Below are 12101 nucleotides of genomic sequence, written 5' to 3'. Positions count from 1 at the left end.
AGGGCCACATTGACATCGAACGGGCTCACGAGACCGCTCGCCGGCGTCCGCGTGCTGGACCTGTCGACGCTGCTCCCCGGACCGCTGGGAACACTGATGTTGGCGGATGCTGGAGCCGACGTGATCAAGATCGAGCGGCCAGGACGTGGCGATGAGATGCGCTCGTATCAGCCGCGGCTGGGTGAGGCAAGCGCGAACTACGGCGTGCTCAACCGCGGTAAGAGGGCCTTCGCCGCGGATTTCAAGGACCCGGCCGAGCGGGATCGGGTGCTCGCGCTCGCCGCGCAGGCCGACGTCGTGATGGAGCAGTTCCGACCAGGCGTGGCCGGCCGACTCGGGCTTGGCTATGAACAGATCCGAACTGTCAATCCGCGCATCATCTACTGCTCGATCACCGGATACGGCCAACATGGACCGCATGCCGCCCGGGCCGGACACGACCTGAACTACCTGGCCGAGTCCGGCCTACTCGGTGTCGTCACCGACGGCACCGGCGCACCGCAGCTGCCTGTGACGGTCCTGGCCGACATAGCGGGTGGAAGCTACCCAGCTGTGGCGAACATCCTGCTCGCCCTGCGGCAGCGAGACATCACAGGGGAGGGCTGTCACCTCGACATTTCGATGGCCCACAACCTGCAAGTCCTCGCATACGGCTATTTCGCGGCTCACCAGGGAGGTGGTCGCTGGCCTCAGCCAAGTGCGGAACAGCTCACTGGTGGCAGCCCTCGCTACCACATCTATCCCACTTCAGATGGGCGGCACGTCGCGGTCGCCGCGCTCGAGCAGAAGTTCTGGGAACGGCTGGCGCAACTGATCGACCTTCCGAAGAAGTACGTGGCCGACAGTGGGCAGGAAGAAACCGTGGTCAAGGTGGTGGCCGAACTCATCGGGGCCCACTCCGCCGACCACTGGCAGAAGGTCCTAGACGGCGAGGACGTCTGCACCGCTGTCGTGGCAACTTTCGAAGAGGCGGTCGAAGCCGGGTTGGTCGAACCGGACCGGCCGGAACGCCTTGTCGGCGAAGGATTCGACGTTGGCGCACTGCGAAGCCCTGTCGATGCCGCGTTGCGTGGCGAGCCGCGCAGCCTTGGTTACCCGGGCTTGGACCCGCTGCCTGCCGACGTTGAACAGGTCTGGTCCGTCGAGCATTGAGACTTACTTTCAAAATGCGGTTGCCACCGCATTTTGAAAGGACGCCTGGGAAAGGAACGCACGTGCGCGCAGTACAGGTCAACGAGTTCGGTTCGCCAGACAGTCTCATCGTCGCCGAGCTGCCCGATTTGCATCCGGGCCCTGGCGAGGTGGTGATCAAGGTCGCGGCCGCGGGTGTCAATTTCCCGGACATCCTGGTGGTGGAGGGTACCTATCAGAACCTCCCGGAACGCCCGTTCAGCCCTGGCAAGGAAGCGGCAGGCACGATCGTGGCCGTCGGTGAAGGCGTGCAGCGGCTCGCCGTTGGGCAGCGAGTGCTCACGTTGGTCGAGTTCGGTGCGTTCACGGAACAGCTGTTGGTTCCTGAGGACCTGGTGGTAGCGATCCCGGACGAGCTGCCATTCGAGGAGGCAGCCGCGTTCGGCCTCGTGTACAGCACCGCGTACTTCGGATTGGTGCGAAGGGCACGGCTCGAAGCGGGTGAGTGGGCACTCATCACCGGTGCAGGTGGCGGGGTTGGCTCGGCCGGCGTCCAACTCGCGAAAGCATTGGGCGCCAAGGTGGTCGCGCTAGCCCACGACGAACAACGCGCCGAGCTGGCGAGGACGCAAGGCGCTGACGTGGCTCTGGTCGCCGACGTTTCGACCCTGCGCGACGACCTGCTGCGCGTGACCGATGGCCACGGGGTCGACGTGGTCCTCGATATGGTTGGGGGAGACGTGTTCAGCCAGATCGTGCGGGCCACCGCGTGGGAAGGCCGCCTCGTGATCGTGGGATTCGCATCCGGTGGGCAGAACCCGATCAAACCCGGACACCTACTGGTCAAGAACATCGCCGTGATGGGAGTGCAGAGCAGCGACTACAGGGACCGCATGCCCGAGCTGATGCGCTCGACGATGGAAGAGATGCTCCAACTCTACGTCCAGGGCAAGATCTCCGTCCCTGTCGACAGCGTGTTCCCGCTCAGCAAGGCTGGTGACGCGCTGCAGGCGATCAAGGACGGAAATGTCCGGGGCAAGATCGTGATCGCCCCAGAACGCAGTTAGGAGCACACCTGACGGGACTCTTCGTCCGCCGCGCGGCACGCCCGGTCACCGATCCTGACCTTGGAGTTCTTTGTGGGAGTCGATCGATTCGTGTCCGTTGCAACCGTTCGCGGTTTCTCTCGGTTGTGATCGCGATGGTGTAGGGCTGAGGGGTCGAGATTGATCGTGGGCAGGGCCTGGGACCGGAACGGGTCCGGCCCACGATGGTGAATGAGCGCAAACGCGCCGAAGGTCAGGCCCACAAGCAAGCCGTCATCGCGCTCGCCAGACGACGCCCCAGCACGATCTGGGCCATGCTCCGCGACCGCACTTTCTACCAGGACCACATATCGCCGACGCTCGCCACCGCGGCTTGACACAGTAATTGATATTCCCAGTGGGCGGGCACGGCCCGGTCGGCGACCTCGGGCCGCAACCCGCCACGGGCCTGGACGTAGATCGCTTGGTAGATCGTCTCCGACTCGCCCGTATGCCCTCGTGGTCGGGAACTCGATGACCAGAGCGTGGCAGATCTGCTCGGGTGATCATCGCTACTGCAGCCGGCCGGCGACGTGCTCGCGCAACCGGCCGTCCTGGGCGAGCTTGGATCCCTTGGGGCGTGGCCGGCTCTTCGCCCACGCCCGCTGCCCCCGGTGTGGCCGGTAGATGCCCTCGACGCTGCGAGTATCGATCTCGTGCTTGATCGTGGAGGTTGCCCGGCCCCAACGCACATCCGATCGCCCGCAGCGATTCGGGTAGGTCCATCTCGTGACGACGGAGTGCTGGGTCGTGGCAGTTGACACATCGTCGTACGGTGTCGAAACTTAACGAAAACAAACGCTCGTTCGCAAGTGCTGCTGCTTGCTGGTCGGCTGTGGGTGTTCGCTCTGGCGGCCGGCTGTCGAGCCGCTCGATGAATCGCATGAAGGAGAACAGGCATGCTTAAGCGAATCACTTACCTCTGGCGTAGAGGCGACCTGGCAGTCGACGAGTTTCGTGCCCACTGGCGTGCACCCCACGGCCCTATCGCGGCCAAGTACCGGGGGCTCGTGGCCTACAACCAGAACGACGTTATGGCGCGGCCCTGGGCAGTGGAAGGTGCCTGTTCGGCGCCCGACGGAGTTGTAGAACTTTGGTTCGCTGACGAGGTGCCGGAGCCAGGCGTTGACCACGTTGTCGGACCGCAGCTCATGCAAGACGAGCCGAACTTCATGAGCGGATTTACCGGGTACGAGCTACAGAGCGACAGCATCTCGGATCCGACGACCTGGAAGATTTGGGTGCGCGGCCGGTGGCGCAACGGGGTGTGCGACGACGCCGCGCTCGAGCGCCTCGCTAGCCGACTTGGCAGCGCGGCAGGACCACGCGCAATTGCGCAGACGAACGTTGTTGATCCCGAGACTGAGTTGTTCACTAGGGACTACCTCGACGTGCAGTCTGACCCGCCTCGCGTGCTCGTTATCGTCGACGTTGGCGATAACGAGCCGAGCCCGGTTGTGCTCGACGAGATCGAACGCATTGCCCGAGGGGTTGACGCCCCGATCGTGGGGACTGACGGCCTTGTGACCCGCGAGGCCCGGGTTGTTAGCCCCGAGCTTTGAAGTGTGCCGAGCGGGTGGGCGGGGACGGCTGAAAGACGGCGGTAAACGCCGCCTTATTGCTGGTTCCGGCGGTGTCGCGTCGTAGCCGAGTGCTCGACGATCACTGGTGCCGCCGGAGTCGCTTGCTTCCATGGCGCGGTGCGGGAAGTCCCACCGAACTGGTCGCGCGGCTCTGGCGGCGAGGGGCGGGCTGCCCGATCTCGGTCGAACCGTTCTCCGATGACCGCGACCGACTTCTTGTGGGTGGAGCCGCCGAAAGGCGCTCGCCCATGCCGGGAGGCTAATGAGAGTCCAAGTCTCCGACCAGTCGCACGGTGATATACGAACGGTCGCTCGTCTGCTTTAGCTCTGAACTGGTAAGCAGCACGAAAATGATGGTAGACGAGCGATCGCACGTTCGTTACGCTTCTCATCATCCCGTCGATGAGGAGGAGTGAGGATGGCCAAGGACGACTCCCCGGTTGTGACCCGGAAAGGCCAGGAGGACGCCGGCACCGGGCAGTCCGGGGGCGCCGTGCGTGTCTCCGGCGTCGGGCCGCAGCACACGCCTGCCACGAGGATCTGGTACGGAAGGGTCAGCAACGAGCCGGGTTATCGATCGTTGCCGCACCACCACGGTGAGGCCGAGACTGGCGGTTATGTGCTCAAGGGCAAAGGCCGCATCTGGTACGGCCCGAGCTACTCCAAGTACGAGGACTTGGAAGAAGGCGACTTCGTGTTCGTGCCGCCGTTCATGCCGCACGTCGAGGGCAACATGAGCACCACCGAGGAGCTGGTCTGGCTGACCTGCCGGACGCCGGACAACATCGTGGTCAACCTCGACGATGTCGACGACAGCACCCTCGACGGCTATCGGCGCGCCTGACCCGGCCCCCGCGGAACACATCGGCGCTGAACGCGGCACGGCAGCAGGCGGCAGAAAGGTTCGAGCATGCAGAGCGGCATGGCAGGCGGGCAGGACCGCCCCGCCGGATGGAAGGTCGACGTGGTCGGGACGGACTCGCCTGATCAGGCTGAGGTCCGGGAGCTGATCCGGTCGATCCTCGCCGACCACGCTCCGGACGATCGCGTCGCCCGGCTCGACGAGTCGGAGACCTTCGACGAGGAGTTCTACGGCCGCCTCGGTGCCGCCGGGCTCATCGGCCTCGGGGCCGATCCCGCGACCGGCGAGGATGCCGACGCCCGGCACGAGATCGTCGTGCTGGAGGAGCTCGGTGCCGGGCACACGTCGATGGCGGTCTGCTTGGTCGTGCAGTACATGGCTCTGCGCCTGCTCAGCCACTACGGCGACGACGAGCAGCGCAAGCGCGTGCTCGTACCGCTCGCGGAGGGGCGGGAGCGGCTCGCGTTCGCGCTCTCGGAGGAGGACGGCGGGACCGACATCGCCCGCGCCATGCGCACGAAGGCCGTCCAGGACGGTTCGGGGTGGGTGCTTTCCGGTCGGAAGACGTGGATCTCGGGCGCGGCGACCTCGGGGCACGGGATCGTGCTGGCCCGCACGGCGCAGGAGACGGGCTCGGCGATCGACGGCATCACCATGTTCCTGGTGCCGCTGGACGCCGACGGGATCTCGGTGCGCGTGCTCGACACCGCGGGGATCCACGGCCTCGACACCTGCGAGGTCACCTTCGACGACGTCCGGCTCGACGATTCGACCGTGCTGGGCGAGGTCGGAGCGGGGTTCCGGCAGGTCATCGGAACTCTCAACGGCGAGCGGCTCAACGCCGCCGCTGTGGCGCTGGGCATCGCGCGCGGAGCGCTGCGCAGCGCGGTCGAGTACGCCTCCCAGCGGCAGGCGTTCGGCCGGAGCATCGGGGCCTTCCAGGTCCTGCAGCACAGCCTGGTCGACGGTGCCGTGCGGGTGGAGTCAGCCCGCGGTCTGCTGACCAGGGCGGCTGATGCCGCCAGCGCGGGTGATGGGCAGTCGGACACCTTCTCCGCGATGGCCAAGATCGCCGCCGCTGATGCCGCCACCGACATCACCGATGCGGGGATGCGGGTCATGGGCGGCGCGGGCTACAGCCGCGAATATCCCATGCAGCGCTACTTCCGCGACGCCCGCCTCTACACCTTCGCGCCGCTGACCAACGAGATGCTGCGCAACTTCGTCGGCGAGCGCTGGCTCGGCCTGCCCCGCTCCTACTGAACCGGAGTCGTTGAGACCATGAAGCTGCTGTCCTACCGAAGTGCTGACCGGCGGTCGTGGGGTGCGCTCGTCGATGGCGAGCTCGTCGACCTGGTCGCCGCGAACCCGGGCTGGCCGACCTTGGCCTCCGCGCTCGGCGAGGCGGGAACCGACGGCATCAGGCGCGCGGTCGCGGCGTCGGACACCGCGAACCGGATCGCGCTCGACTCCGCGGAGCTCCTGCCGGTGGTTCCCGATCCGGGGAAGATCTTGTGCGTCGGGTTGAACTTCGAGAAGCACCGCATCGAAACCGGGCGCGAGCGAACGCAACATCCGGTGATCTTCACCCGGTTCCCGGACACCTTCGTCGGGCACGGCGCGCCGCTCGTCCGCCCGGCCGAGAGCGAGCGCTTCGACTTCGAGGGTGAGCTCGCGCTGGTCATCGGACGTGGGGGGCGCCGCATCGCCCAGGAGAACGCGCTGGAGCACATCGCCGGGGTCACCTGCCTCAACGACGGTTCGATCCGGGACTTCCAGTCGCACACCCACCAGTTCACCCCGGGCAAGAACTTCCCGGCCACCGGCTCGATGGGGCCCTGGCTGGTCACGCTGGACGAGATCGCGGACCTGGCGGAGCTGGAGCTGACCACCCGCCTCAACGGCGCTGAGGTGCAGCGCGCGCCGTTGTCGGACCTGACCTACTCGATCCCGGAGATCGTCGCCTACTGCTCGTCCTGGACGGAGCTGCGACCGGGAGACGTGATCGCCACCGGAACACCCGGCGGGATCGGCGCTCGCCGAGAACCTCCGCTGTGGATGAAGCCCGGGGACGTCTGCGAGGTGGAGATACCCGGAATCGGCGTACTGCGGAACGCGATCGTCGACGAGAACTGACGACACCGACCTCGCAGAGGCCGACGTGTCACCATGAGAAAAACGTACGCACGTTTGGAGGTGCAATGAACAGCCCGCTCGTCAGCGTTGCCGAGCCGGGAGTAGCGCGACCGCTCCTGGAGATCGATTTTTTGCTCGGACGGCGCCTTCCTCCGTCAACCTGACGGTGTGCGCGGTTGGGTCCTCCGGCCTCCTCGCACATACCCGCGCCGAGCGAACCGTTGCGAATCGACGAGACGTCCCTTCGCAAGCAGCGAACGATTAATTGTTCGTTTCCACGTGAACCTGGCCGGCCATGGTTGGCCACTCGAGTCCGAGCAGAAAAGACCTCCCATGTCTGACTTTACCGAACCAGCAGGACAGGTGACGCACCCTGTGACCACAGCACCTGGCGACGAGCGGGCCGCGCGAAGAGCCGTGGCCAGCGGAACGTTTGGCACCGCCATGGAGTGGTTCGACTTCGCCGTCTACGGCACCTTGTCGGCCACCCTCTTCCCGAGCCTGTTCTTCCCGGGCTTCGACGACAACACCGCCGTGCTGGCCTCCTTCGCCACCTTCGGCGCCGGCATGCTGGCCCGCCCGCTGGGCGGCATCGTCTTCGGCGTCCTCGGAGACAGGATCGGCCGACGCAACGTCCTCATGTTCACGCTCATGCTCATGGGCCTGGCCTCGGTCCTCATCGGACTGCTGCCCACCTACGCCGTCGCCGGGATCCTGGCGCCGACCCTGCTCGTGGTGTTGCGATTCTTGCAGGGCTTCGCCCTCGGAGGCGAGGCCAGCGGTGCGCAGGTCCTTGTGGTCGAGCACGCGCCCGACGGTCGCCGGGGCATGATGGGCGGGATCCTCGCCATCGGTTCGCCTCTCGCGCAGACGATGGCCTCGGTCGTGCTGGCGGGGCTTGCCGCGGGGCTGTCCGAGGAGGCTTTCACCTCGTGGGGTTGGCGAGTGCCCTTCCTGATGGGCGTTTTGCTCCTCGGTGTGGGCATGTTCATCCGCCGGCGCATCGAAGAGACGACCGCGTTCAAGGAGAGTCAGCAGCGGGCCGAAGTCTCGGAGGTTCCGCAGGAGCGCGCGCTCGCCGTGCTTCGGCGACGTCCGGGCACGGTCGTCAAACTGGTCATGTCCTGGGCCGCATCGACGGGCCTGTTCTGGATCTGCGTGACCTATGCCGTGAACTACATGACCAAGGAGCTGGGTTACGCCAACTCCGTGACCTTCGCGTTGCTGGTGATGGCGAACCTCATCTCGGTGCCCGCCGCGATCTACGGTGGCAGGCTCAGCGACCGTGTGGGGCGCAAGAAGACCTTCCTCCTCGGTCTGACGATGCAGGGCATCGCTGCTGCAACCATGTTCCCGATCTTGCACAGCATGAACTTCCCGGCGAGCGTCGCCGTCGTCGCGCTGGCGCTGTGCGGTATCCAGGCCACGGCGGGCACTCAGGCGGCGTTCTTCTCGGAGTCGTTGCCGACGAGCATGCGCTACACCGGGTCGGCGCTGGGCATGACCTTCGCCGGGCTCATCTTCGGTGCACCGATTCCGTTCGTGGCGGCGTGGATCTTCCAGAACACGGAGAACGGGGTCGCTGCGCTGACGGGGATCGGGGTCGGGCTGGTGCTGGTGTCGGTGGTCGCGACGCTGCTGCTTCCGGAGCGCTACAAGAGGGCGTTGCACGACGACCTCTGATCACCGGTGCGACCGGGAGTGGCGGCTGGCTCGAACGGCCGCCACTCCCGGTCGTCCGCAGAATTGCGAACGACCGTTCGTCTTCGAAAAGCACTGTGACCTGCATTTCTTGACCAGGGCTTGTGAACAAGTTTAGATTGGCAAACGAGCGCACGTTCGTTAATGAGGGAGAGATCGATGGCCCAGGTGCCGCGAGAGCAGGCAGAACGAGGAGCCGCTGGGGCTCTGTCGAAGGTGCTGGTCGCCAATCGCGGAGAGATCGCGGTGCGGATCATCCGGACGTTGGCCGAGCACGGCATCGGCAGCGTCGCCGTGCACTCCGACGCCGACGAGAAGGCGTTGCACGTGCGTCTCGCCGACGAGTCGGTCGCGCTCCCGGGCATCGCGGCGAACGAGAACTACCTCGACATCGCCCGGATCGTCCAGGCGGCGCAGGAGACCGGGGCGGACGCGGTGCACCCGGGCTACGGTTTCCTCGCCGAGAACGCCGAGTTCGCCCGCGCGGTCACCGACGCGGGGCTGGTGTTCATCGGCCCGAGCGGCGATGCCATCGAGGTGATGGGGGAGAAGGTCGCCGCGCGCCGGGTCGCCGCGCAGGCGGGTGTCCCGCAGGTGCCTGGCACGACCGACCCCGTCACCAGCGCGGACGAGGTTCGCGCCTTCGGTGCCGAGCACGGCTACCCGGTGGCGGTCAAGGCTTCCTTCGGTGGTGGCGGACGGGGCATGCGCACGGTGGCCGGGCCGGACGAGGCCGACGACGCCCTGGCGGCGGCCCAGCGCGAGGCCGGAGCCGCCTTCGGCAACTCCGAGGTCTACCTGGAGCGCTACCTGTCGGCCGCGCGCCACGTCGAGGTGCAGATCTTCGCCGACACCCACGGCAACGCGGTCTGGCTGGGCGACCGCGACTGCTCCGTGCAACGACGCCACCAGAAGCTCGTCGAGGAATCGCCGGCACCAGGGCTGCCGGAGGAGTTGCGGGCGGAGATGGGTGAGGCCGCCGTCCGGCTGGCGAAAGCGGTTGGCTACGCCGGTGCGGGCACGGTCGAGTACCTCGTCGAGGACGGCCGCTTCTACTTCCTGGAGATGAACACCCGCATCCAGGTCGAGCACCCGGTCACCGAGGCCGTGCTGGGAATGGACCTGATCGCCGAGCAGCTGCGGGTCGCAGCCGGTGGCACGCTGAGCGTGCCCACATCCGGGCCGACCCCGCGCGGACATGCGATCGAATGCCGCATCAACGCCGAAGACCCCGCCGGCGGCCTGTTCGTGCCCAGCCCGGGACCGATCCACGCACTGCAGGTCCCGATGCGCCCCGGAGTGCGGTTCGACTCCGGGTACGAGGGCGGCGACGAGGTCGCGCCGCACTACGACAGCATGATCGGCAAGCTCGTCGTGTGGGGTCCGGACCGCGACACCGCGATCCGGCGCACGCTGGCCGCGCTGGACGAGCTGGTCGTCGACGGGGTCCCGACCACGATCTCGGCGGCGAAAGCCGTTCTGGCACACCCCGACTTCGGCGACGTCTCGTTCACCACCCGCTGGCTGGAGAGCGCCGTCGAGTTCCCCGGAGTGGTGGGCGGCGTGTCCGAGGACGTGGCCGAGGAGCACGGCGACGAAGGTGACCGGGACGAGGTCTGGGTCGGCGGTCGTCGCTACGTCATCCCCTTCTTCGGGGGTGCTGGTGCGGCCGCGGCGCCCGCGGAACCGTCCGCGCGCCGTTCGCGGGGAAGCGGGACCAAGCGCAAGGCCGCAGGAGCGTCCGGTGCTGGTGGTTCAGGTGCGGTGAGCAGCCCGATGCAAGGAACGGTCATCGCGGTCAAGGTCGCCGACGGTGAGGCGGTGACCGCGGGGCAGGTCCTGTTCGTGGTGGAGGCGATGAAGATGGAGAACCCGGTGCGGTCCACCGTGGACGGAACGGTCGGCGAGGTCGGCGTTTCGGTCGGGGACGTCGTCACCGCAGGTGCGCCGCTGGCCGTGGTGGTGCCCGCATGAGCCCCGGAACAGCTCTGATCACCGGAGCCGCAGGCGGTTTGGGCTCGGCCATCGCCCGCCGACTCGCATCGCAGGGGCTACCCGTGGTGTGCCTGGATCTCGAGCAGGACGCAGCGCAGAAGACCGCGGACGTCATCGCCGAGAGCGGTGGGAATGCCGTCGGGTTCGGCGTCGACATCACCGACGAAGACTCCGTGCACGCGCTGCACGAGACCCTGACTGCCCGGGAGGTGAAGCCGCAGCACGTGATCAACGCTGCGGGCATCATGTTCCGGGGCCAGCTCGACACCACCGACACCGCGACCTTCCGCAAGGTGCTCGAGGTCAACGTGACCGGCGCCTACACCGTCACGCGCGAGTTCGCCGGCGACCTCGCCGCCACCGGTGCGGGCCGGGTGGTCAACATCGGCTCGATCGCCGGGATGAACGGATACGAGTTCACCGCCTACGCCACCTCCAAGGGCGCGGTGGTCAACCTCACCCGGGCGCTGGTGCTCGACTTCTGGGGCAAGGGCGTCACCGTGAACGCGGTCTGCCCCGGGCCGATGCGCACACCGATGCTCAACACGGCCGCCATGGAAGCGTTCTTGCGCAAGACGCCGACCCGGCACATCCCGAGCGCCGACGAGGTCGCCGGTGTGTGCGCGTTCCTGCTGTCCGAGGACGCCGCGAACATCAACGGCCAGACCCTCGTCGTCGACGGCGGCGCGACCGCGGTGTTCCGCTTCACCGACGAGGAGGCGTGATGAAGCCCTACCGCTCCCTGCTGTTCGTGCCCGGCCACAAACCCGACTGGGCGGACAAGGGCGTCCGAGCCGGCGCGCACGCGCTGATCCTGGACCTCGAGGATGCCGTTCCCGCCGAGGCGAAGGACGACGCGCGCACGGCGACCGCCGCCACGATCGACCGCCTCGCCGGGGGCCGGACCGGTCTGGTTGTCCGAATCAACCCGCTGGAGACGGACCTGTTCGGCAAGGACGTCGCGGCCGTCGTCCGCCCCGGTCTGACCGCCTTGCTGCTGCCCAAGGTCTACGGGCGCGACGACGTCCTGGCCTACGACGCGCTGGTCACCGCGGCCGAGATCGAACGCGGGCTGCCGCGAGGGACGGTGGGTCTGATCCCGTCGCTGGAGACGGCGCGCTCTTTGACCAACGTGGACGAGATCGCCTCGGCTCCCCGGGTGGTCAGCCTGATGGCCGCCGCCGCGAAGGACGCCGACATCTCCCGCGAGGTCGGGTTCACCTGGAGCCCCGGCGGCCTGGAAACGCTGTACCTGCGCAGCAAGGTCGTGCTGGCGACGAGGTCGGCCGGTCTGGCGCACGTCGTGCTCGGGCTGTGGCAGGAGCTGCGCGACCTCGACGGCCTGCGCGCGTTCGCCCGCGCCAACCACGAACTCGGCTTCGGCGGCCAGGTCGTCATCCATCCCTCGCACGTCGGACCGGTCAACGAGATCTACACCCCCGACCCGGCGGAGCTCGATCGGTTGCGCCGGCTCGTCGAGGCCTACGAAGCGGGTGCCCGCGAAGGCCAGGGGGCGGTGATGTTCGAAGGCGAGCACATCGACCTCGCCCACGCCCAGAACGCCCGATCCGTCCTGGCCGTGGCCGGGCACAACGAGGAGGAATGATC

The 12101-nt window shown here is 67.3% G+C and carries 10 protein-coding genes and 2 pseudogenes; 11 read left to right on the top strand and 1 reads right to left on the bottom strand.

Features of this window, described 5'->3' with window-relative positions; all coding sequences use genetic code 11:
* The first annotated feature begins 9 nt into the window (after nucleotides 1-9).
* The 3 genes and pseudogenes from AB0J78_RS32395 to AB0J78_RS32385 form a co-directional block, all read left to right on the top strand.
* Nucleotides 10-1152, top strand: coding sequence for a CaiB/BaiF CoA-transferase family protein (locus AB0J78_RS32395; RefSeq protein ID WP_363795712.1), 1143 nt, complete (start codon nucleotides 10-12; stop codon nucleotides 1150-1152).
* 62 nt (nucleotides 1153-1214) lie between these two features.
* The gene (locus tag AB0J78_RS32390; RefSeq protein ID WP_363795710.1) at nucleotides 1215-2198 is read left to right on the top strand and encodes an NADPH:quinone oxidoreductase family protein; all 984 of its coding nucleotides are present in this window, start codon (nucleotides 1215-1217) and stop codon (nucleotides 2196-2198) included.
* A gap of 212 nt (nucleotides 2199-2410) precedes the next feature.
* A pseudogene (locus AB0J78_RS32385) lies at nucleotides 2411-2554 on the top strand (IS110 family transposase); the annotation flags it as partial.
* Here AB0J78_RS32385 and AB0J78_RS32380 read toward each other — a convergent pair.
* Nucleotides 2533-2957, bottom strand: a pseudogene (locus AB0J78_RS32380) (IS30 family transposase); the annotation flags it as partial. The pseudogenes AB0J78_RS32385 and AB0J78_RS32380 sit on opposite strands and share 22 nt — an antisense overlap.
* A gap of 158 nt (nucleotides 2958-3115) precedes the next feature.
* Here AB0J78_RS32380 and AB0J78_RS32375 point away from each other — a divergent pair.
* The 8 genes from AB0J78_RS32375 (at nucleotide 3116) to AB0J78_RS32340 (ending at nucleotide 12099) form a co-directional block, all read left to right on the top strand.
* The gene (locus AB0J78_RS32375; RefSeq protein WP_363795708.1) at nucleotides 3116-3778 is read left to right on the top strand and encodes an EthD domain-containing protein; all 663 of its coding nucleotides are present in this window, start codon (nucleotides 3116-3118) and stop codon (nucleotides 3776-3778) included.
* A 439-nt stretch (nucleotides 3779-4217) separates the two neighbouring features.
* Nucleotides 4218-4643, top strand: coding sequence for a cupin domain-containing protein (locus tag AB0J78_RS32370; protein WP_363795706.1), 426 nt, complete (start codon nucleotides 4218-4220; stop codon nucleotides 4641-4643).
* A gap of 66 nt (nucleotides 4644-4709) precedes the next feature.
* Nucleotides 4710-5924: an acyl-CoA dehydrogenase family protein gene (locus AB0J78_RS32365; protein WP_363795704.1), complete on the top strand. Its 1215-nt coding sequence runs from the start codon at nucleotides 4710-4712 to the stop codon at nucleotides 5922-5924.
* A gap of 18 nt (nucleotides 5925-5942) precedes the next feature.
* Complete coding sequence (locus AB0J78_RS32360) at nucleotides 5943-6797, top strand: fumarylacetoacetate hydrolase family protein (protein WP_363795702.1); 855 nt, start codon at nucleotides 5943-5945, stop codon at nucleotides 6795-6797.
* A 375-nt stretch (nucleotides 6798-7172) separates the two neighbouring features.
* The gene (locus tag AB0J78_RS32355) at nucleotides 7173-8480 is read left to right on the top strand and encodes an MFS transporter (RefSeq protein WP_363795700.1); all 1308 of its coding nucleotides are present in this window, start codon (nucleotides 7173-7175) and stop codon (nucleotides 8478-8480) included.
* 177 nt (nucleotides 8481-8657) lie between these two features.
* On the top strand, nucleotides 8658-10472 hold the full coding sequence (locus tag AB0J78_RS32350; protein WP_363795698.1) for an acetyl-CoA carboxylase biotin carboxylase subunit: 1815 nt from the start codon (nucleotides 8658-8660) through the stop codon (nucleotides 10470-10472).
* On the top strand, nucleotides 10469-11218 hold the full coding sequence (locus AB0J78_RS32345) for an SDR family NAD(P)-dependent oxidoreductase (protein WP_363795696.1): 750 nt from the start codon (nucleotides 10469-10471) through the stop codon (nucleotides 11216-11218). The genes AB0J78_RS32350 and AB0J78_RS32345 overlap by 4 nt, the downstream gene beginning before the upstream one ends.
* A complete protein-coding gene (locus AB0J78_RS32340; RefSeq protein WP_363795694.1) occupies nucleotides 11218-12099 on the top strand; it encodes a CoA ester lyase in 882 nt (293 codons plus the stop codon). Before AB0J78_RS32345 ends, AB0J78_RS32340 begins: the two co-directional genes overlap by 1 nt.
* Nucleotides 12100-12101 lie beyond the last annotated feature (2 nt).

The sequence above is a fragment of the Saccharopolyspora sp. NPDC049426 genome (assembly GCF_040676935.1).
In the GTDB taxonomy this organism is placed as follows: Bacteria; Actinomycetota; Actinomycetes; order Mycobacteriales; family Pseudonocardiaceae; genus Saccharopolyspora.
The sequence above is the reverse complement of the archived record's forward strand: the minus strand, read 5'-3'. Positions and strand labels throughout refer to the sequence as shown.